20 protein-coding genes are annotated in these 21,455 nt (G+C 59.0%); 5 read left to right on the top strand and 15 right to left on the bottom strand.

What is annotated here, in order from left to right; translation table 11 throughout:
* Positions 1-105: 105 nt before the first annotated feature.
* Both GFU70_RS10680 and GFU70_RS10675 read right to left on the bottom strand, forming a co-directional pair.
* Positions 106-1,278 carry an ABC transporter substrate-binding protein gene (locus GFU70_RS10680; protein ID WP_058542119.1) on the bottom strand — a complete coding sequence of 391 codons (1,173 nt, stop codon included), beginning with the start codon at positions 1,276-1,278 and terminating at the stop codon, positions 106-108.
* Positions 1,279-1,489: 211 nt separating this feature from the next.
* The gene (locus GFU70_RS10675) at positions 1,490-2,377 is read right to left on the bottom strand and encodes a LysR substrate-binding domain-containing protein (protein WP_058542118.1); all 888 of its coding nucleotides are present in this window, start codon (positions 2,375-2,377) and stop codon (positions 1,490-1,492) included.
* A 127-nt stretch (positions 2,378-2,504) separates the two neighbouring features.
* Here GFU70_RS10675 and GFU70_RS10670 point away from each other — a divergent pair, with 127 nt between their 5' ends.
* Together GFU70_RS10670 and GFU70_RS10665 are read left to right on the top strand one after the other, a co-directional pair.
* On the top strand, positions 2,505-3,014 hold the full coding sequence (locus tag GFU70_RS10670; protein WP_153388003.1) for a sugar ABC transporter: 510 nt from the start codon (positions 2,505-2,507) through the stop codon (positions 3,012-3,014).
* Complete coding sequence (locus tag GFU70_RS10665) at positions 3,011-3,865, top strand: MBL fold metallo-hydrolase (RefSeq protein WP_058542116.1); 855 nt, start codon at positions 3,011-3,013, stop codon at positions 3,863-3,865. The genes GFU70_RS10670 and GFU70_RS10665 overlap by 4 nt, the downstream gene beginning before the upstream one ends.
* Before the next feature lie 147 nt (positions 3,866-4,012).
* On the opposite strand, the gene GFU70_RS10660 is transcribed toward GFU70_RS10665, so the two are convergent.
* The 8 genes from GFU70_RS10660 to GFU70_RS10625 all read right to left on the bottom strand — a co-directional run bounded on the left by GFU70_RS10660 (position 4,013) and on the right by GFU70_RS10625 (position 11,755).
* Positions 4,013-5,221: an ABC transporter substrate-binding protein gene (locus GFU70_RS10660; RefSeq protein ID WP_058542115.1), complete on the bottom strand. Its 1,209-nt coding sequence runs from the start codon at positions 5,219-5,221 to the stop codon at positions 4,013-4,015.
* On the bottom strand, positions 5,218-6,192 hold the full coding sequence (locus GFU70_RS10655) for a CobW family GTP-binding protein (RefSeq protein ID WP_058542114.1): 975 nt from the start codon (positions 6,190-6,192) through the stop codon (positions 5,218-5,220). Before GFU70_RS10655 ends, GFU70_RS10660 begins: the two co-directional genes overlap by 4 nt.
* Complete coding sequence (locus GFU70_RS10650; RefSeq protein WP_047229666.1) at positions 6,189-6,488, bottom strand: hypothetical protein; 300 nt, start codon at positions 6,486-6,488, stop codon at positions 6,189-6,191. The genes GFU70_RS10655 and GFU70_RS10650 overlap by 4 nt, the downstream gene beginning before the upstream one ends.
* A 13-nt stretch (positions 6,489-6,501) precedes the next feature.
* Complete coding sequence (locus GFU70_RS10645; protein ID WP_153388002.1) at positions 6,502-7,251, bottom strand: SDR family NAD(P)-dependent oxidoreductase; 750 nt, start codon at positions 7,249-7,251, stop codon at positions 6,502-6,504.
* Positions 7,252-7,323: 72 nt separating this feature from the next.
* Entirely contained in the window at positions 7,324-8,085 is a 762-nt protein-coding gene (locus GFU70_RS10640; protein ID WP_058542112.1) for an SDR family NAD(P)-dependent oxidoreductase, read from the bottom strand.
* 10 nt (positions 8,086-8,095) lie between these two features.
* Positions 8,096-9,436: an MFS transporter gene (locus GFU70_RS10635; RefSeq protein ID WP_058542111.1), complete on the bottom strand. Its 1,341-nt coding sequence runs from the start codon at positions 9,434-9,436 to the stop codon at positions 8,096-8,098.
* A 24-nt stretch (positions 9,437-9,460) separates the two neighbouring features.
* Positions 9,461-10,339, bottom strand: coding sequence for a polysaccharide deacetylase family protein (locus tag GFU70_RS10630; RefSeq protein WP_058542110.1), 879 nt, complete (start codon positions 10,337-10,339; stop codon positions 9,461-9,463).
* Positions 10,340-10,378: 39 nt separating this feature from the next.
* The gene (locus GFU70_RS10625; protein ID WP_058542137.1) at positions 10,379-11,755 is read right to left on the bottom strand and encodes an amidase; all 1,377 of its coding nucleotides are present in this window, start codon (positions 11,753-11,755) and stop codon (positions 10,379-10,381) included.
* 342 nt (positions 11,756-12,097) lie between these two features.
* Between GFU70_RS10625 and GFU70_RS10620 the strand changes: the two genes are divergently transcribed.
* Together GFU70_RS10620 and GFU70_RS10615 are read left to right on the top strand one after the other, a co-directional pair.
* A complete protein-coding gene (locus tag GFU70_RS10620) occupies positions 12,098-13,090 on the top strand; it encodes a GntR family transcriptional regulator (protein WP_413468852.1) in 993 nt (330 codons plus the stop codon).
* 646 nt (positions 13,091-13,736) lie between these two features.
* Positions 13,737-15,302, top strand: a complete 1,566-nt coding sequence (locus GFU70_RS10615) for a methyl-accepting chemotaxis protein (RefSeq protein WP_153388000.1) — start codon at positions 13,737-13,739, stop codon at positions 15,300-15,302.
* Between the two features lie 537 nt (positions 15,303-15,839).
* On the opposite strand, the gene GFU70_RS10610 is transcribed toward GFU70_RS10615, so the two are convergent.
* Together GFU70_RS10610 and GFU70_RS10605 are read right to left on the bottom strand one after the other, a co-directional pair.
* On the bottom strand, positions 15,840-16,325 hold the full coding sequence (locus tag GFU70_RS10610) for an AAA family ATPase (RefSeq protein WP_153387999.1): 486 nt from the start codon (positions 16,323-16,325) through the stop codon (positions 15,840-15,842).
* A 133-nt stretch (positions 16,326-16,458) separates the two neighbouring features.
* Positions 16,459-17,235, bottom strand: a complete 777-nt coding sequence (locus tag GFU70_RS10605; protein WP_153389162.1) for an EAL domain-containing protein — start codon at positions 17,233-17,235, stop codon at positions 16,459-16,461.
* A 196-nt stretch (positions 17,236-17,431) separates the two neighbouring features.
* Between GFU70_RS10605 and GFU70_RS10600 the strand changes: the two genes are divergently transcribed.
* The gene (locus tag GFU70_RS10600; RefSeq protein WP_153387998.1) at positions 17,432-18,169 is read left to right on the top strand and encodes an NAD-dependent epimerase/dehydratase family protein; all 738 of its coding nucleotides are present in this window, start codon (positions 17,432-17,434) and stop codon (positions 18,167-18,169) included.
* Between the two features lie 37 nt (positions 18,170-18,206).
* Here GFU70_RS10600 and GFU70_RS10595 read toward each other — a convergent pair whose 3' ends face one another.
* Genes GFU70_RS10595 through GFU70_RS10585 form a run of 3 tightly spaced genes read right to left on the bottom strand, consistent with a single transcriptional unit; the run spans position 18,207 to position 21,386 of the window.
* Positions 18,207-19,073, bottom strand: a complete 867-nt coding sequence (locus GFU70_RS10595) for an efflux RND transporter periplasmic adaptor subunit (RefSeq protein WP_058542105.1) — start codon at positions 19,071-19,073, stop codon at positions 18,207-18,209.
* The gene (locus tag GFU70_RS10590) at positions 19,070-19,285 is read right to left on the bottom strand and encodes a DUF1656 domain-containing protein (protein WP_058542104.1); all 216 of its coding nucleotides are present in this window, start codon (positions 19,283-19,285) and stop codon (positions 19,070-19,072) included. The genes GFU70_RS10595 and GFU70_RS10590 overlap by 4 nt, the downstream gene beginning before the upstream one ends.
* Positions 19,275-21,386: an FUSC family protein gene (locus GFU70_RS10585; RefSeq protein ID WP_153387997.1), complete on the bottom strand. Its 2,112-nt coding sequence runs from the start codon at positions 21,384-21,386 to the stop codon at positions 19,275-19,277. Before GFU70_RS10585 ends, GFU70_RS10590 begins: the two co-directional genes overlap by 11 nt.
* Positions 21,387-21,455: the final 69 nt, after the last annotated feature.

Below are 21,455 nucleotides of genomic sequence, written 5' to 3'. Positions count from 1 at the left end.
AACACCAGCGCGGCGACCGCCAGGCCAATCCTGACGGCAATGGGCCTGTCCGTGGAGGATTTGAATGTCAACATGGCGCCTCGCCTCCTCGCTCCACGCCTGCCACTACTGCTTCGTCACCTCCGGCAAAGGCGCTGGCGGCGCCGTATTGTTGATGGCCGCGTCGATCATCGCCGCAACGGAAGCCTGACTGTAGGGAGGATTAGCCGCGCCACCCACCGGCATCGTGGCGAGCCAGCCGTCCAGGTCTTTCGCATCGATGCGTACCAGCGGCACCTCGACAAACTTCGGCACCTGCTTGCCCGCCAGAATCTGCTGGGCCACCCAGAACCCCACCTGGGAAACGCTCGGAGAAGCGGAGACAGAAACGGTTTCATAGCCATTGGCATCGCGCTCCTGTTTCCACAGGGCGAGTTCATCCTGACGGTTTCCCATCACGATGATCGGCAAAGGACGTCCCGCCGCCTTGAACGCCATGGCCGCGCCATAACCGTCGCCCCCTTGAGTCGCGACGGCATCGATGTTGGGCAGCGACGGCAGCGCCAGCGCCACCTCCTTGCGTGCGACGGAAGCGGTCCAGTTCCCGTAGACGGTCTTGGCGAACTTCAGGCCCGGATAGTCGCTGGCGGCCGTGCGAATGCCGTCGCTGATGTTTTTATCGGTGGCATCGCCGGCAATGCCACGAATCTCCAGCAGCGTCCCGTTCCCCTTGAGGCGCTTGGCGATGTAATCCATTTCCACGCGGCCCATGGCGGCCCAGTTGTAGTCCACGGTATAGACGCAGCGTTCGGTAACCAGGCTGGCCATGACGACCACCACGATGCCGGCGTTGCAAGCATCGCGGATTACCCCGTTGAGGGCCGTGTCGGACGCGGCCAGGATGACGATGGCATTGACGCCCTTGACGATCATGTCCTGGACATGGGCCGCCTGTTCCGATGCCGAGTTATTGGCGCTGACCACCGGCGCCTCGCGGATCAAGCCATCCTTTTGCGCCTGGTCCGCAATCTCCTGCCAGTTGCGCACCATCACCTTGCGAAAATCGCTGCCCGCGTAGGAGTTGCTGAAGCCAATGCTATAGCTTGCGGTAGGGCCGCCAGCGATGCCCGCGTCGGCAGCTTGGACTGGAGGGGTGACAACCATCGCCAGCCCGGTCACGCAGCCGGTGAAGCACCACAAGATTTTGTGGGTGATCGAAGTATGCCGACGGACCGGCGTTACCAGACTGCGCATTCGACCGTGCAAATAATGGAACCGGGCATGAAGAACCAGCCACATACAGACTCCTTTCCTTGGGGGGGCGACAAGTGAAACCAGTACATTGCCTGCAGTGGCAATGAGCATAGTCTCAACGTGCCCGCTTCGCGCGGCCATGGAAGGATTTCAGCCAACTGAGCGCCCCTGGTCGCGCACCGACACTGTCACCCGGGGGTGATCAATACTAGCGTGGCCTACGGAATCGACCCGGTACTGACACCACTACACGCCCCTACTTCACCTGTGCTTCCTTCAAAAGCCAATGCGCAAATGCCTGGATGGGCACGCGGCTCAGCTCAAGGGGCTCGGGTAACACGAGGCAAAAAGTCTTGGCAACATTCGTCTCCTGCGGCCATGGCGCAACCAGCCGGCCTTGCGCCAGCTCTGCTTCCACGTACAAGCGCGGTACAAGTGCCACGCCGAGACCAGCCAGTGCGGCTTCGATCAACATCGCATGCAAATCGTAGCGTGCTCCCATCGCTGCGTTGCTCAGGACAATCCCGGTTTCCTGGGCATAGCGCTGCCAGGCATCCGGGTTCTGCCGGCGGTGCAATCGCGGCAGTGAATCCAGAGCCGTTGCCTGCTTGCCAGGGTTCAGGAGGTCAGGATGACAGACCGGAATTAACACTTCGTTCAACAGGCGGTGCGTATGCATGCCTGTCCAAGCTGGGTGCTCAAAATGGATAGCGGCATCGAAGCCGCTGCCGGCAAGCACGAACGGTTCCATACGTTCCGAGAGGTGCACGCAGATATTCGGGTGTTGCTCGCCAAAGCCGGACAACCGAGGAATTAGCCAACGCAGGGCAAAAGTTGGGCTGACGGCGATATCCAGGCTTGCGCCATCGTTGGGCTGGCCCATCAAATACTGGCTGTCCCTGTCGAGCCGGTCGAGTAGTTCGCGCACTTGGGCAGCGTAGCGCTCACCGTTAGGCAAAAGCCGCACGCGGTTGCCAACGCGCTCGAATAGCGTAACGCCCAGAAAGGCTTCCAGGCGCCCTATCTGCCGACTGATGGCGCCTTCGGTCAAGGCCAATTCGTTTGCGGCACGGGCGAAACTGCCATGACGGGCTGCTGTTTCAAAGGCTATCAAGGCGGCGTTACTAGGGAGTTTTCGACGCATGGGTTTTCCTGAGGCAAGTCTAGGCATCCACCTTGATGTTTAGTCACTGAATGGTGCGATAAAGTCGTTTTATAAGCGATTACCGTGTCACTAGCATGATAAAACATCAACCCATGAAGTGACATTTATGATTTACACAGTCGAATGCAACTACGCTGAACCCGCCAGCGAAGCCGAGTGGAATGCGTTTTACAGCCTGGAAAAACTGCCAGCGCTGATCTCGGTGAGCGGATTTAGCTCTTCACAGCGTTTCAAAGCCTTGAGCGGCAATTGCCCGGCCTACCTGGCCCTGCATTCAGTCGACACGCCAGCCGTATTACAGAGCGACGAGTACCGCCAAAAAGGGGGTGGCAATTTTTCCCGTTGGCAGTCGCACATCACTGATTGGAGGCGCAACCTCTATGCCGGGCTGGACCGAGCCGTTGCCGTGGGCGCGGACGAATTCCTGTTGCTCAGTGAACAAGGCCCTCAAATACTGATTGAATTAGGCCTTACACCTTTAGCGCTACACGCAGTTGCTTTGGACAAGAGACCTGCACACCGTTGGCTGGCCAAACTGGATTGCACTCAGGCAAAGGCCAGCGATCTGCAGGGGCTGGATGTCTATTGCGCAATGACCGTGCAGTTACAGTCATGAGTAACGTGGACATAAATCACCGGAGACTCCCCAGCCAGCAAATCGGCGAGTTTTCAATCACAGCCATCAGCGATGGCTACTTGGGTGCGAGCCTGGATTTTCTCGCTAATATCGCGCCAACGGAGGCGGCCCGACTTCAGTTAGCCGCCGGGATCAGCGAGCCAGCGTCGATCCATATCAATTGCTATCTGGTACGTGGGCGTGGCCGCACGATTCTGATCGACGCCGGCGCCGGCGGTTTCAATCAATGGGGCGGCGAGTTGCTGGCCAATCTTGTATTGGCTGGCGTGCAACCCGGCGAAATAGATACGATTCTGCTGACGCACGCGCACCCCGACCACATCGGTGGCTTGTTGAACGCAGCGGGAGAAATGGCCTTCACCAATGCTGAATTGGTTGTGCACCAGCGAGAGCTAGCGTTCTGGGAGGACGATGGCCACCTTGGTCAAGCCAGTGAACGCGCGCGTGGAAACTTTCTGTTTGCACGAAGGGTGTTCGAGCGGTACCGGCAAAATCTGCGCCCGTTCACCGCCAATGACGTACTGCCTGGAATCAGCGCGATGCCGTTGCCTGGGCATACCGTCGGGCATTGCGGCTACCGCTTCGAGTCCGCGGCGAGCAGCCTGCTAGTGTGGGGCGATATCGTTCATTTTCCTCAGATTCAGATCGCGCGCCCCGATGTCACGATTGCCTTCGACCAGGACCCATTGCTATCGGCGGCCACGCGAACGAGGCTGCTGGATGTTGCCAGTTCAGACAACTTGATGGTCGCTGGCATGCACTTGGCCGCGCTCGGCTTTGCTCATATCAAGCGTTCCGGTAACAGCTACACCATTGCTTACGAGACGTAAGCCAGGTACGGGCAGCAAGTCGTCTTACGACAGTTTTTCTTCGCGCCTGAAAACCTGCTTGGGGCGCTAAAGGGGCACATTTATTTTCGCTGCTGACGCTGGTCATGAGACCAGCGCCAACAGGACCTGTGGGTATCACCATTGATGTCAGCACGGTCCGCCATTCCCCGGTCTGCGGGAGCTTTTCGCCCCCGCCCGTAAAATATCGCCCCAGCGACGCACCAGATAGTTGTGCTCATCCATCACCGAGTTCCACACAGCGATATGCCCCATGCGCTGCTCATAGGAACCGCCATCGCGCACATCACCGATGTCTATCAGCGGCAAACCATCACTGCCCAGCAACTCTTCCCGCGCAGGTTGACCGGCGTACCAGTAATCCCACTCGGCACTGCTCAGATGGTCGCGACTGCGCGCCGGGTTGCCGATGTAGTAACCCTGGCGCGCCATCACGGCGCCGGGCCAGCCGGACAACCACCAATTGAGGTATGCATAGGCCGCATCCAGCACCGGGCCTTGGGCGTGGCGCGACAATGACAAACCGCCGAACCAGGCACGGTAGCCCTCGCGAGGTACCGCCAGACGGTATTTCACCCCGGCGCGATGCAGGCGCATCAACGTCGGCGACCACAAGCTCTGGATGTCGATGCTCGGGCTGAGCATCAATTGCGCGGCCTCCTCGTCATCGGACCAGAACGCCGCAAAGTGACCTTCCTTCTGTTTGCGCACCAGAATATCGGCCAGCACATCGATCTCTTCGATACTCATATTGCCGATGTCCTTGAAGCGCGCCAGTCCCGCACCCTGCACCGCCAGCGCGGCGTCCAGGGCACCGATGGCCGCATCGCTTTGCAGCGCAGTGCGCGCGCGCCACGCGGGGTCGAGCAACCACCCCCAACTTTCGTTGTCATGGCGAAACCCCTCGGGCAAGCGCTCGGGGCGGTAGGCGAAGCTGTCGGCGTTATGGGTCAAGGGCAGCATGCTGATCCGCTCAGTGACGGTGCTGCCGAGGCTGCCATCGTGCTGCACGAATAAACGCTCGCTAGGCACGCTGCCGCTGCCCAACCGATCATTGGCGGACAGGCGACCGCGCTTGGGCAGGTCGTTGATCTCATGCCACAACGCAATGCGCCGCGTATCGATGGGTTGGATCGCCCGGGCCGGCCACACGAAGTCAACGTTGTGGAACCACTGGTCGTACAGGTCGTAGCTGTCGGGCTGCATCACCGCGATGCGCTGGGCCTGTTCGACGTCGTGTACTTGGTAAACCAAGCGGATACCCAGTTCCTGTTCTGCCCGCACACGCAGGCATTCGAGCAAAGTCACCGAGGTGCCAAGGACGCGGAGTGTGATCATGCGGCGAACCGCTGGGAGAACACGTCAAAGGAGCGCCGCAGCAGCGCGGGGTCGAGGCCACGCAGGATAAACACCAGTCGCGATTGCCGATCAGTGCCCGGCCAGGCAGGCAAGTGCACCGGGGCGTGCAGGCAGTGCTGCACACCATGGATGACGATGGGGGCGTTACTGGTGTTCACGTTGAGCAGTCCTTTGACACGAAGGATTCGTTCGCCGTGGCATCTTAACAGCATCGACAACCAAACCCCGAAACCGACCCAATCCAGCGGCCGGTCGAAGGTCAGGCTGCATACTTGCGCGGCACCATGGGTGGCGCTGATACTGCGATGCAGTTGCCAGCGACTGACTTCCTCTGTCGGTTCGGCGCTGCGCAAACCTTCACCCAGCAACAGTTGATCGCCGCAGCGGACGTCGCTGGTATTGAGGATCGGCGTTCCGGCATTGAGCGCTTGCAGGTGCGCGCGCAGTGTGGCGCAGTCCTCCACCAAGTCGGTCTTGCTCAACAACAAGCGATCCGCGGCGGCGACCTGGGCGAGCCATTCCGGATGCAGGCGCTCTTGCAGCGCGGCATGGCTGGCGTCGACCAAGGTGACCACTAGGCCGATATGCAAGCGCCCGCGCAATTGCACATCGTTGTTCAACGTGGCGAGGATCGGCGCCGGGTCGGCCAGGCCGGTAGTCTCCAGGATCACCCGTTTGAACGCCGGGATTTCGCCACGCTCACGGCGTTGCAACAGGGCGAGCAATGCGTCTTTGAGTTCGCCACGAATCGAGCAACACACACAGCCACTGGGCAGCAGCACGGTATCCGGGGCGACTTCTTCCACCAGCAGATGGTCGATGCCGACGTCGCCGAATTCATTGATCAGCAAAGCCGTATCACCGAGGCTTTCGCCTTGCAGCAGGCGCTTGAGCAAGGTGGTTTTGCCGCTGCCCAGGAAACCGGTGATGACGTTGAGAGCGATGCTCATACGGCTGACTCCAAGTGATCCAACAGGTGCGGGTCCAGGGGGTCCAACGGGCGACCGAGCATGGTTTCGGCCGCTCGCCAGAGTTGATCCAGGCCACTCGCCAGTTCTTGCTTGCCGGTCGCGCCGAGCAGCAGATAAGAGGCGCCCTGAAAGTCCTCGACCTTGAGCCGGAACACCGCCAGTACCTGATTGATCGCGGCGATGCGGCGCAGGCGTTCGCGGCGCCTGGGCAGCTCATCGCCCAGGGGGTCGCTCCAGTGCAAGTCTTCGCCGAGCAAACCGCAGAGTCCGCACATGGCTACACCTCGCTCATGGCATGACATCGCCGGAGTTCGGGCCGAGGGTCTGGCCAACGAACAGGTTGCCACCCGGCTCGCTGGCCAGCAGCACGGCGGTGGGCGCCACTTCATTCGCCAGGCCGAACCGGCCGAGGGGCAACTCGGCGGCTTTGGCGCGCTTCCAGTCGTCGCTGATCCCGACGACCAATGGCGTTTCAATCGGCCCTGGAGCGATGGCATTGACCAACACGTTGTCCTTGGCGACTTCCAGCGCCAGGGACTTGGTGAAGCCGATCACCCCGGCCTTGGCCGCGGCATAGTGGGTGAGTTCGGCGCCGCCCTTGATGCCCAGTTGCGAGGCCACGTTGATGATCCGCCCCCAACGCTGGGCGAGCATATGCGGCAAGGCGCGCTGGCTGGCTACGAATACGCTGGTGAGGTCGACGCGCAGCATGTCGTTCCACATTTCGATAGTGAGGTCGACGCAGCGTGCCTGGGTGAGCATGCCGGCGTTATTGACCAGGATGTCGATGCCGCCGAAATGTTCGACGCAGCGGTCGACACTGGCCTGGGCGCCTTCGACAGTGCCTACATCGGCGAGGCACTCCAGCACTTCGGCGCCGAGGTTGCGGCAGGTGATAGCGGTTTCGGCGAGGCTGACGGCGTTACGATCGGCCAGCAACAGGCGCGCGCCTTCAGCTGCATAGGCATGGGCGATGGCGGCACCGATACCGCTGCCGGCACCGGTGATGACGGCGCGGCGATTAGTCAGTTGGGGCATGTAAACAATCTCCCGAAAAAACACAGTTCCAATGTGGGGCTTGCTCGCGCCCACATTTTTGATCCAGTACAGTCAGTCAGGCCAGCGCACGGTCAGGCCGCCATCAATCACGATGCTCTGCCCGGTCAGGTAACTCGACGCATCACTGGTCAAGAACTGCACCAATGAAGCCACTTCATCCGCGCGCCCTACCCGCCCCAACGGAATCGACCTTGCAGCTTTCGCCAAGCCTTCCGGCCCGAGGGAGTTCTTCGCATCCAACGACTGCGGCGTCTCGATCAACCCCGGTATCACCGCATTGCAACGAATGCCCTGTGCTGCCAACTCCACCGCCAGGGAACGGCACAACCCCGGCACACCGGCCTTGGCCGCTGCGTAATGGCTGTGCTCTTGCCAGCCATACACGCCGCCGGCAATCGACGAAATCGCCACCAACGCCCCGCCCTCGCTCATATGCCGAGTCGCCGCGCGAAAGGTTCGCATCACCCCCGTCAGGTCGACGCTGAGCATCTCGTCCCACAGTTCATCGGTCATTTCCAGCAACGGCGCACGGCGCAGCAAACCGGCGTTGGCAACGGCGTAATCCAGGCGGCCGAAGTGCTGCACCGCTTGTTCGGCCAGTGCATCCACCGACGCGGTATCGCTCACGTCCAGCGCCAGCATCAGGCATTCGCCACCGGCTTCTTCCACCATGGCCTCCGTGGTCTGCGGGTCATGGGGATCGGCCGGGTAATACCCGCCGACGACCGCCACACCGCTGCCCGCATAGGCTACGGCGAGGGCTTGACCGATGCCGCTGGCGGCACCGGTAATCAAGGCAACTTTACGGTTCATCAAAAACTCCTTACTGAACGGTTTCCGGGCGCACGTGGCGTGCGGCAAACATCAGGGCACCGGACAAGAAGCACGGCACCGCACCGAACCACAGTGCAGCGGTCTGCCAATCACTGCCGGCGGACAGCACCTGGGTGGCGCCAAACCCTGCGACCACCGCGCCAATCGGACCCATGGCATGAATGATCGCGCCACCGGTGGCGCGGATGCTGGTAGGGAAACTTTCACTGATAAAGAACAGCGCCGCCGAGTACGGCCCAATCAGGAAGAACAGGCCCAAACTGTACAGCCCGACCACCATCGGCATGTTGCTCGGGCCGAACAGCATCCCGGCAAACGACAGGCCGCCGAGCATCCAGCCCAGGCCGATCACGTTGCGGCGGCCAATCTTGTCGCCCATCCAGCCGTGACTGAGGTAGCCGCAGTAACCCACCAGGTTCGACAGCACCAGGATGATCAAAGAGTTCTCGAACGAGATGTGGTGCACGCTGACGATTACCGAGGTGCCCAACACGCTGAACACCTGGATCGCCGCCCAGTTGAGCAACAGCGCGGCGCCGATCACCAAGGTAGCGCGACGGGCTGGGCCACGGAACGCGGCTTTGAGGCCGGCCTTGCTGTGTTCGTCGTAGTCGACGCCGTAGGTCACGGCCACGTTCTGCGCTTCGATCACAGCGCCGCTTTTACGCAGTGCGCTGATGCGCTGGTGGATCTGGAACTGCGGGCTCTCCTTGAGCTTGCGTGCCATGATCGCAATCACCACCGCCGGAATCGCGGCGAAGATGAAGCAGCCCTGCCAACCGATGATCGGGAGCAACAGCGCGGTCAACCCCGCCGCGATCAACGCACCGACCGGCCAACCGCCCTGCACCAGGCTGTAGATGAAACCACGACGTTTGGTCAGTCGCGGGTCTTGCGAGGCGCCATACAATTCGGTCAGATAGGTGGCGTTGACAGTTTCTTCGGCATAGCCCAGGCCGCCCAACGAACGGATCAGAATCAGCGGCGACTTGCCCCACGCCCCGCCAATCGCGGTGAGCGCCGAGCACAATGCGGATCCGGCCACCGTGAAGATAATCCCTTTGCGTCGCCCCAACTTGTCGACGATCGGCCCGATGGCCAACGCGACAACAGCGGTACCCACCGCCACCCAGGTCGCGATTTCAGCTTGCTCCACTTCGCCCCAGCCAAAGTGCCGGCCGATCTCGGGCAGCAAGGTGCCGAACAGGATGAAGTCATACACCGCAAACACCCAGGCGAAGAAGGCGATCCAGGTGGCGAAACGTACTTCCTGGGACGTCAACTGCCGGGGTTTCCAGCCAGTCAGGTCAAGCTTGTTGTAGATAGACATGAATCGCGCCTCGGAGGGTGGGTGTCAGGTACGGGGTTGGCGACGGACAAAGTCGTCGGCGATTTCGTCGAAAGTGACGAAGCGCACGCCGGCATGGCTCTGGATATGTTCGATCAGACGTTCAAGCATCAGCAGCACTTGCGGGCGACCGGATACATCGGGGTGGATAGTCATGGTGAACACCGCGTAGTCGTGTTCGCGGTAGACCCAGTCGAATTGGTCGCGCCACATTTCCTCGAGGTGACGTGGGTTGACGAAACCGTGACTGTTGGGGGCCTTTTTGATGAACATCATCGGCGGCAAATCGTCGAGGTACCAGTTGGCCGGAATCTCCACCAGATCGGTTTCTTCACCGCGCACCAAGGGTTTCATCCAGGTGTCGGGATGCTGGCTGTAGTCGATCTTGGTCCAGCTGTCGCCCTTGCGTACGTAGTAGGGGTGGAAGTCGTTGTGCATCAGGCTATGGTCGTATTTGATGCCTTTTTTCAGCAGCAGCTCGTTGGTGACTTTGCTGAACTCCCACCACGGCGCGACATAGCCAGTGGGGCGTTTGCCGGTGACCTGGGTGATCAGCTCGATGGATTTATCGAGCACGATTTCTTCCTGCTCGGCGGTCATGGCAATCGGGTTTTCGTGGCTGTAGCCGTGCACGCCGATTTCGTGGCCGGCGTCGGCCACGGCCTTCATCTGCTCGGGGAAGGTTTCCATCGAGTGCCCGGGAATAAACCAAGTGGTGCGCAGGCCGTAACGCTCGAATAGCTTGAGCAAGCGCGGGGCGCCAATTTCGCCGGCGAACAGGCCGCGGGAAATATCGTCAGGCGAATCCTCACCACCATACGAGCCCAGCCAGCCTGCCACGGCGTCTACGTCGACGCCGAAGGCGCACAGAATTTCTTTAGCCATCATTGTTCTCCTGCGGTTTTATCAAATCAGTCGTGGGTTTCAGGGCTGGCGCAACGCGGCTTCCACTGCCAGCGCCGCGCGCAACAATCGAAAGTCTTCACCCGCAGGCGCACTAATCAACATGCCGGTGGGCAAACCGAGCGCATCGCGGCCGCTGGGCAGTGACACTCCCGGCAGATCCAGCAAGCTGCCGGGCATGGTCAGGCGCAACGTCGCGAGATTGGTGCGCACGAACAGCTCGTCATCGGCTTCCAGTGGCGACAGAGGTGGCGCCACATGGGCTACGCTCGGTGTAATCAAAAACGCGCCATCCAGCTCATCGGTCATTTGTTGCTGCAGCCGGTTGCGCGCGCTGTGGAGGTTGATCAACTGGCTGGCGGGAAATGCACGTGCGGCTTCCAGACGGCGTCGCACGCGGGGGTCGAGTCGGGTGGCGGCATCGCTGTCGAGCAGAGGCTGATGCAGAGCGAAAGCCTCAGGGGCGCCAAGCCAGCCTTGCGCCTCGATAAGCTGAAGCGTCGCTTGAAAGGCTGGCGAAGGCCGCAGGTCAATCAGCGCACCGTGATCTTTCAATACGCTCAAGCAGTTCAGCAGGTTGTCACGCACCGCAGGTTCTACACGTGCATCCTCAAGGGCCGACTGGTCGACCCAAAAACGCTGCCCTGCCAGACCGCGGGGGATGAGTGATGTCGACTTGGTGCGCCCGCACAGGATGTCATCGATAGCCAAGGCATCACGCACGCTACGTGTCAGAGGCCCGACACTGTCGAGGGTATGCGCGAGCGGAAAGACGCCTTCGCGACTGTAACGCCTGCAACTGCTGCGAAATCCCACCAGCCCATTGAAGGCCGCTGGAATTCGGATTGACCCTGCGGTGTCCGTGCCCATGGCAATCGGTACGATTCCCGCCGCGACCGCGACCGCTGAGCCTGAGGACGAGCCGCCCGGAATGCGTGGCTGGTCCAGCCCGACTGGATTGTGCGGCGTTCCAAAATGGGGATTGAGTCCAAGGCCTGAGTAAGCGAACTCGCTAAGGTTTGTTTTCCCCACACTGACCATTCCGGCTTTAGCCAGTTGACCTACGACATTCGCGTCAAGCAGCGCTGGCGTAATGTCGCGGCGCACGGCTGCGCCTGCGGTGGTTGGGCTGCCTGCGACGTCGAACATGTCTTTCCAGGCAATGGGTACGCCGTCCAGTGCGCTTGCCGGCTGTCCGGCCTTCCAGCGTGCGGCTGATGAGTGGGCTTCGCGAAAGGCACGCGCCGAACAGAGAGAGATGAACACGTCATCGACTTGCGCCACCCTGGCCAGCGTTTCTTCCAATGCCTTGACCGGGTCGCTGCTGCCCGAGGCGAATGCGTCCGCCATCGCCAATGCATCGGACTCAAGCGGTAATTGAGGACTGGTATGGGCCATCTGATCCACCAACAAACGTATTCATTATTAAAATGTACGTTTTATAGAGCAGATAGCGTGCCAAACTGAATACGGAAGGAACGTCTGAGCGGTAACCTATAGCCATCAGCCTACGCCCAGCACTCGAACTAGACACCTTGCCAATCGGGTTGGTACTCCTTTGCGCAAAGCATTCTGCGCAGAATTAGCTAAGGCACCCTGATAATGTACTTATTAGAAAATATCCGTTTTGGTGCAAAATCGTAACAACGGCCCTACGAACGCGCACAAATGACGTGGTCCACGGTGACAACAGACTTGTGCGAGAATCTTCCCCCGCCTTTCGAGAAGCGTATGAGATCGATGACCGCCGAGGATTACCGCACTGCATCGCGCTACGCCATGATCCGCCAGGTCCTGCGTGACGCCATCGTGAATGGAGAGGTGGCTCAAGGGCTCGTCCTGCTCGAAGCACCTCTGGCCGAGCTGTTTGGAACCAGCCGCGTCCCGGTGCGCAAAGCATTGGACCTGCTGCATAAGGAAGGCTTGATCAGTCGATTCGATGGCCGCGGTTATCTGGTCAATCCGAAGGGGGTTGAAGTGGAGCCACTGCGGTTGGCCGTTACCCACAAGCAACTTGGCCTTGATAGCAGCGAAGAACTGGTCGATACCCGCCCATTGGGCGAGCGGATGTTCGACGAGATTGGCTCGGCTTTATCGACCTGTATTGCCTTCGGGCACTATCGACTCGACGAGCAAAAGGCGGCCGAGCATTACGGCGTCAGTCGGGCGGTGATACGCGAGGCATTGATGCGTCTGCGTGACCGCGGCCTGGTGGAAAAGGAACCCTACTCCCAGTGGCTGGCCGGCCCGCTCACCGCCAGGGAGGTCACCGAAGACTACGAGTTGCGCGCCTGCCTTGAACCTGAGGCGTTACGCCAGAGCGCACCAGGGCTTAGCCGGCAAGCCCTTGAAGCGATGCTGGCTCGGGTTAAAGAGGCACAGAGCAACCCACATTGCAGCCTGGCTTGCATCGAACGACTTGAAGAAGACCTGCACTACCACTGCCTCGCCGGAATAAACAATCGCAAGATCGCTACGCTGATCCGGCAGCCCCAGAGCCCCAGGATCATCAGTCGGATTTTTTACAGTCAGTTGGGCCTCGGTCCCGACGAAGCCATGCTGGCCGAGCACCGTCTGATTCTAGAGCTGCTATTGCATGGCGCATTCGACGCAGCAGCGCTGAACCTCAAGGAACACCTTCACCGCGCCCGCCAACGCATGTTGCAGCGGTTGAAAGTTCTGTCAGTGCTCCCTGAGCAACAAGTGCCGGAGTATCTGACCAGGCTGAGCTGAAAGCAGGTTCGGCGCGTACCGTTTCATTTCCATGGCCGTTGCCACCTGCCACCTGCCACCTGCCACCTGCCACCTGCCACACCATCGGCAATAGCGGCAGCAATACAAGCACCTAATTAACACCCGGAGCCGGCAAGCGCTGTGCGGCGTGGAGGATGAACCTGTACACCCAGTTCGTCAGTTTGGGATGAGTTGTTTTTATCAGCATCATCAAGCGCTCCGGATCGGTCCGCCCTGCGCCCTTCCAAGTTCAGCGCCTTGTCGCCATCTCTACGTTAGCGTCAGGACATTGGCAGGTGCCTTACGGCATTTGCGCGTTGCGTCATGCGGCTTCAGATGGCCCCTTTTGCTCCGTTCCTTAGCCAAGTCCAGGTTGAAGAATGCTGGCAATGATCTTCGCGTAGGAAGTAGCACTGGAAGAACATCGATAGTCAACTGACTGCTTGTTAATAAAAGAGCTAGCCTTTTCGATTGTAACAATGGTTTTTTAATCAAAACCAAACCTATACTCAAGAGCGATCCGGATCAAAAAACAACTCAAGCGCATTAATATAACTCGTTGTTATAAAAGAATTTTTTGAAGCGCGCCGCTAATTTTTTTCAATTACTGGCCGATGACCTTTCACGGAATCAAGGAACAGTCGGAATGAGAAATAATCAGCCAGTTACGCAGCGTGAAATTTCACTCGCCCCCCACCAGAAACTCATCTCGACGACCAATGATCGAGGCGTTATCACGTACTGCAACGACGCCTTCGTCGAGATCAGTGGTTTTGATAGAACCGATCTAATTGGCGCCCCGCAAAATATCGTCCGCCATCCTGACGTCCCGCCTGCCGTATTTGCCCATATGTGGGGGGCTCTCAAGCAAGGCCGCCCGTGGATGGGTATCGTCAAGAACCGCTCCAGAAATGGCGATCACTACTGGGTCAACGCCTACGTCACACCGATATTTGAAGGCAGCCAAGTGGTGGGCTTTGAGTCGGTCAGAGTCAAACCGACGACTGATCAGATTCGTCGAGCTGAATCCCTGTATAAGCGCATCAGCCAGGGAAAACCAGCTGTCCCCCGCCAAGATGCTTGGCAAGCGTCCCTGCTGGATTGCTTGCCGTTCTTAGCCATGGGGCTGGCAGGCACCCTGGGCGGCTTGTTCTTCAGCACGCCTGTTGCAATTGCCGTGGCCGTAGGCATCGCCGTGCCGATCGGCTTGCTCTCGTCACGCTGGCAGATGCGAGGAACTTTGCGCCTGCTGCGGATGGCAGAGCCCTCTACCTCCGATTTACTGATCGCTCAGATGTACAGCGATGCGCGCGGACCACAAGCACGCCTGGAAACCGCCTTCGTCAGCCAGACTTCGCGCCTGAAGACTTGCCTGACGCGCCTGCAAGACACCGCCGAGCAACTCAGCAAACTGGCGGAACAATCCGATGTACTTGCCACGGACAGCTCCAAAGGGCTGGATCGTCAGCGCGTCGAAACCGAACAGGTGTCTGCCGCGGTCAACCAGATGGCCGCGACCACCCAGGAAGTCGCCAGCCACGTCCAGCGCACGGCTGACGCTACTCAACAAGCCAACCTGCTGACCAATCGCGGCCGCGATGTGGCCCGAGACACCCGAGAGGCTATCGAGCGCCTCTCCGCCGCGGTCGGCGAGACAGGCCTGACCGTTGCACAGCTGGCCAAGGACAGCAATGAAATAGGCACAGTCGTTGACGTGATCAAAGGAATCGCCGACCAGACCAATCTGCTGGCATTAAATGCCGCCATCGAAGCAGCGCGCGCCGGCGACATGGGCAGGGGTTTCGCCGTCGTGGCCGATGAGGTTCGTCAACTGGCCCAACGCACCTCGCAATCCACCACCCAGATCCATGACCTGATCACCAAGCTCCAGGCGTCGTCCAACAACGCCGTGCAGACCATGGAGAGCGGGCATCGTCAGGCCCAGGAAGGTGTGACCTGGGTACTGGAGGCAGACAAGGCATTGGTGGGCATCAGCGAAGCGGTCTCCCACATCACCGAGATGACCACCCAGATTGCCGCGGCCACTGAAGAGCAAACTGCCGTCGCCGAGGAAATCAGCCGAAACATTACAACCATCGCCCACTTGGCCGATAAAACCTCGGAACAGGCGCACCAATCGGCAGATCTGAATAAGGAACTGACCAGGACCGCGTCCACGCAGTACTCATTGGTCGAGCGGTTTAACCGATAACCGATCTCTCTTCATGGAGAGGCCCGCCTTACGCGGGCCTTTGCCCGGGATTTTGTTTGCGCCCTGTCTTGCTATCGACAAAAAATCCGACCAAATGCCGGTTATTTCGCTCCCGCAGCATGCTTTTCACGAAATATTTACAGTACGAAGCCTAGATTGAACAGACAAAAGGATTTGACCCCATACAGAGAGCCCGTCATGCGCGGGCTTTTTGTTGTCTGAAATTCCCGCTGCCCAGCTCGCCACTTCTCGGATGGCGTCGATGAACATGCATGCAAGGTGATCCCGATTTTCAGCGCCCTTTTTAAACTCAATGGCCTGCGGCGGGATGATACCAATCTGCCTGTAGATTTTTTGAGCACCCGTTAAAACGCCCTGCCTACCTGGCTTCAGCGCAGTTATCCACAGACATACTCACGGATTTCTTGGATAACTGGATGGGATCGTGAAGCACTCCTGCCGTAGAACCTATGGATTCGATGCCCCGTATTTCGCGAGCCGCAAACCCACCTTTAATGCCCCGACATTTTCAACGGATCACGTTCGGTGTATGACAACATCGAGCCCTTCCACCTGGTCTGGTGCACGAAAGTAGCTCGTGATCAGGTCGAATTCAGCATCAGTGGCTGCGAAGTCATGCTCGGCACGCGCATTCCTGTGGTGCAGTCTTCGGCGGCAGGTGTCATCGTCCACCTCAATGTAGTGAACACGGTGAGGGACTTTCGCAGTGTCAGCCAGGCTGCGCAGCCAATGACGATCTGCTGGGGTGTTGGCAGGAAAATCGAGAACCACGGGAGTCCCCGTCCAGAGCATGTCGATAACCAGCGGCCCCAGGACATCCCGGATCCGGCGCGCATGCAGGACGTAGTCCGCTACCGATTTGATCTGATCAGGGTAGAGCTTTGAAAGCCAGTGATCTTCGCTCAACAAAATGGCTGAATGTTCAGCCTTTAACGATCGGGCCAGCGTGGATTTTCCCGAAGCAATTTTACCGCACAACAGGTGGAGTACAGGCGTGGGCATGGGACGTGTCCTTATGTCGAGGCCCGATAATGGCCCATCGAATATCATGGACACAATGCGGTGAATGACGAATGGGCAACGGACTAGCAGTGTTCACACCCATCAGGAAACACGAATAAAGAGCTTGGACACATCAACCCAAGTCAAAGCATCCTGCCGGAAGATGACCGACCTCGGGCCTTGCATACAAATATCCCTGCATCAGCTCGATTCCCATGCCTAGAAGCGTCGTGCTTTCTTCACGGGTCTCGACACCTTCGGCGATGATCAGGATATCCAAGCGCCTGGCGACCAGGATGATACCTTCAACGATCGCTTGTTTGACCGGGTCTCGATCGATGCCTCGGGTCAGTGCCATGTCAATCTTCAGCACCTGCGGCTGGAACATGGCCAGCAGGTTAAGGCCCGAATAGCCCGCGCCAAAATCGTCGATGGCGGTAATGAAACCCTGGCGCTGGTACTCCACGAAAATCGATTTGAGGTGCCCAGGGTCGACCACCTTCTCGCCTTCGGTCACTTCGAACATGAGCCTTTCTGGCGGGAAATGCGTCAGGCGCGCCGCTTCCAGGGTGGCCCGGATGCACGTCTCTGGCCGGTATACGGCGTTGGGCAGGAAATTAATGCTCAGCAAGCAATCGGGAATGTCCAGCAGGCCCAGCCTCGCGGATTCCTCGATGGCTTTCACCCGGCAAGCCTGGTCGAAGCGGTAGCGGTTGCTGTCGTTCACGAGCCCCAGGATGTAGCCAGCCGATTCGCCATTGACGCCTCTGACCAACGCCTCATAAGCAAACGCAGCGTGTGTCCGGACGTTGAAAATAGGCTGGAAGGCCATGGTGAAATCAAACCCCAACGCCTCGCGGTTGCGGCATTCAGCGCAGCCGAGCGATTGGAGCGGAGGGTGTTTCGTCATGATCAATATTCCGTGGCGGTCGTGATACATTCCTAAGGCTACAAGGAACTGTAGCCGACACCATCTGAGTCGGCGCGGGCCGAAGTTTCTGAAATACTATCGGCCGCCCCCACCGCTCACCTAGATCGGTGCGACATGTATCAGGCACTGCTGATCTCAAATGCTCAATGCAGCTTAACGGTAAGGACGCAGACACATGAGCGCGCGAAAAATTTTAGTCACAGGAGCGGCGGGTAGGATTGGCACTGCTTTTTGGACAGCGCAAGCCGATAGATTGGATTTGCGTCTTGCTGATATAGATGTACAGAAATTTCCGAAATCCGCACAAAGTTTCTCTCTTGATGTCAGGGATCAGTCAAGCTGCCTTGAGGCCTGCGAAGGCATCGACACCGTGATTCATCTAGCTGCTGACCCGAGTCCAGACGCTAACTTCATGACTTCCCTCCTGCCTGTAAATATTGTTGGCACCTACAACATGCTGTTCGCCGCGAAGGCACAAGGTTGCAGGCGGTTCATATTTGCGAGCAGTGCCCAGGCCATTGAGGGTTACCCCAAAGACGTCCAGGTACATGAATATATGTCGCCCAGGCCAGGAAATCTTTATGGGGTCAGCAAAGCATTTGGGGAGGCTCTCGCATCGATGTATGCAAACGATGGTCAAATGACAACCATTGCAGTCCGCATTGCAAACGTAGCCGAGTTTCAGCATGGAGAGACCCACAGCCACAGAGATGTAGCTGCATTTATCAGCGAGAGGGATGTCGTAGCTTTACTTAGAAGTTGCGTGGATGCAGAGCTGAACGGGTTCCATGTGATTCATGGCGTATCAGACAATAGATACAAGCGCCTTTCCATTGATAAGACCCGAGAAGTTGTTGCTTACGCCCCCATTGACGACGGATTCGAGATTTTAGAGGGGCATGCCCTGCCCTGATTGATTGGCTGGCTGGCTGGCTGAAAAGCACAACGCCTCAAAGCGGGATGATCTCAACACTCGCGGTCATGCCTGCGACCAACTCAACGCCCGGTGGCACCCTATCGATATGGATACGAACCGGGATCCGCTGCGCGAGACGCACCCAGGTAAATGTCGCCGCCACATTTGGCAGGCCGAGATGACCTGGCGAATCGTTACTGTTCTCGATGCCGCGACCGATGCTTTCGACATGCCCCGATACAGGCTGATCAAAGCCCATCAGCATGATCTGCGCCGGGTTGCCGACGCGGATCTGCCGGATTTTCGTCTCCTCAAAATAACCAGTGATCCAGAAGCTCGCCGCGTCGAGGATAGCAACCGTTGTCGAACCGGCCGTCGCATAGTCACCAGGGCGCAACCTCAGGTTAGTGACATAGCCATCGACCGGCGAGCGGATAGTCGAGCGGGCGAGATTGAGTTTGGCGAGGTCCAGAGCCGCCAGCGCTGCTTGATAGGTGGCGCCCGCCACTGCAGCCGCGCCTCCTGTTTTCTGAATATCTTCTTGAGACACGATATCGCGGAGTTGGCCACGCCGCCGCGCCGCCGCCTGGCGAACGAGCCTATCCTGGCGCTTGGCTTCGACGTCGGCTTCGGCCGACGCCAATGCGAGCCGATACCGCTGCGGGTCGATCACATAAAGAATGTCACCCCGATGGACATACTGGTTATCAACGATCGGGACGGCACTGACAGTGCCGGAGACTTCCGGTGCAATTTGCACGACATCGGCGCTCACTCGCCCGTCGCGAGTCCAGGGCGTTCGCTCGTGATGGTTCCACGCCCCCAGCGCAATGAGCGTGGCGCCAGCAACGAGGCAAAGAGTCAGGGCATAGCGGCTGAGCAAGGATAGAACAGGCTTCAAGATAAGTGTCCGATTGAGGGCAGGTGCTGCACGAGCAAACCGTAGATGAGCGCGAAAATGGCGAGTTCGACGAGCGGCCAGTGAACGAACAGGCGGTAGATGCCCACGACGCAGAGGACGCGGATTATCGCGATGGTGGCAAAAATGGCGACGAATACCAGCGCCAGTAACCCGGGGATGAGGACGCCACCGACGTCGAGATCAACGATCATGAGGCGCACTCGCCGTATGACTGAGACCTAGGGCAAACCTAAGGTCCATGAGCAGCTCGGCGATCCGCGAGCGGTCGTTGATCGAGCTGTCAGCGATCATCGCCTGCAAGGTCTCGATACGCTGGTCAAAACCGGTCGGATCAACATGATCCTTAAGGTCTCTGGCGCTGAAGCGTGCGGCGATCGCGAAAAGCAGCTCACCCAGTTTTTCGGCGATGTCGCCGTCGACCTGCGGGATGATCTTGCGAAGCGATCCAACAGCGTGGCCGACGCGCAGATGGTGCAAGGTATCGTCGAGAACATCTGAATAACCTTTGTTGGACACCCGTAACCTGGGTAGCAGCAGCGCCGTCCGATCGATCATAAGGTTCGTCCAATGCCGGTCATCGGGTACCTCACCCAGCGCTCGACGGCTGACGCCCCTGCGACTCAATCGAAGCAGCCGGCTGATCGCTGCGTCGACCGGGACGGTCTGGAACAAGGTCATACTGACCGCCCCGAATCCGACCGCCGCGAAGAGCGCAACAACGGTATTGAGGGATGCAGCGAAGTCGCCGGCGTAGGTGGCGCGCAACCCTGAAAGAATCGGAATGGTCAGGGTGATACCGAGCGCCATGAACGTTGTCGGCGGACGCGCTTGCAGGGAACCCGCGAACAGGAACGCCGGTGCCAGCACCGCAACAAGGAGAGCGAAGTCCGTGACCTGGGGAAGAATGACGAAGCTATAGGCAAAGCTGATGACCACTCCATAGATCGAGCCGAGCATATATTTGATGACGTTAGGGGCTGGCGCATCGACATTTCCGAACAGCGTGCAACATACGCCGAAAATCGATACGGCCGTCCCGCCCTCAGGCCAGGCCGACCAGATCCAGAAAGCGCAGCTGATCAGGATGCCGACGATGGCACCCAACGCGGCCCGGCCCGCCATCCAGCGATCGCGGTGATAGATGTAGCCCTTCGCGGGCTTGGGCCAATGAAGCGCTGTCGTCTCGCGTGATTGCTCGGCAGTCACGATGTGGCGCCCCAGGTTGTCGCAGTCCTGGAGCAGGCCGATCATTTCGCCAAGATAACCGGCGAGATTAGCGGCGAGCCTGACGCCTGGCGTTGCGTCACCTACGCCGAGACGTTTGTTGATCGCCCGCGCGCGGGCGATTAAGCATTTCGCGACGCGCTCCCGGTCGGTCGCCTCGACAGCGCAGGTCCACGTCGCGAGATCATCGAGCAAAGCGACCAGTTCATCGGGTGAGTTGTAGCCGCCCACACCCAGGGAATGGATCCGGTCTTCGATCTCCGCAGCGAGCGCAAGCAATCGCGCGAGCCGGTCATGGATCAGTTGTACCGACTCGTGCCGCAGCGCAGGGGCCGGATCATAGGGCAGGTGCGAAGCAAGCCCCTGAAGGGCAAGAAGATCCACTGCAAGCTGGGTCCGATCGCGACGATTCTCACTCGGCGTTCCCTTCAAGGCATCGGCTGCCAATTGACGGGCGTCCCGCAGCGCTGCCAACAGCTTGCCAATGAACTGACCCGTCATACGTTTGGGCAGGATGTAGCGATGCACTAGAACGGCACACAGTATCCCGATGGAGATTTCCTGGACCCGCACGGAAGCTGTATCAAACACCGTGCCTGGATCAAGGACGCTGGGAAATCCGATCAGGCTCGCGGTATAACCGGCAAGAACGAAAGCATAGGCTCTTGGCGTGCGATCAAGCAGCGAGAAATAAAGACACAGGCCGATCCAGCAGGCGAGCACCACGCTGCATACGATAGGGTCGTTCACGAAATTCGGAATGATTGCCACCGTTGCCGCCGCCCCGACGAGGGTTCCCACGAAGCGATAGACACCGCGACTGAGCGACGCACCCGCCGAGGTCTGCGAGACGATGTAGACGGTCACTATTGCCCAGTAAGGATTGGCAAGTCCTATACGCAGCGAAACATAGTAGGCCAACATCGCTGCGGCAAAGCTCTTCGCCGAAAACAGCACCGCATCCACATCTGCCCTCATGGCAGGAGTTTGCAGGAGAGACACTACCGCGTGCGCTATGCCGACGGCGGCGCGCCCAGGTGGTTTGTTCACAGCAGATAGGATGTTCATGCGAACCATTATTGCTGCGTTGCAAAAGCAAATAAATTCAGTATTCTTCCAAAATATCCCTAAAAACTG

It is taken from the genome of Pseudomonas brassicacearum (assembly GCF_009601685.2).
Classification (GTDB): domain Bacteria; phylum Pseudomonadota; class Gammaproteobacteria; order Pseudomonadales; family Pseudomonadaceae; genus Aquipseudomonas; species Aquipseudomonas kilonensis_B.
The sequence above is the reverse complement of the archived record's forward strand: the minus strand, read 5'-3'. Positions and strand labels throughout refer to the sequence as shown.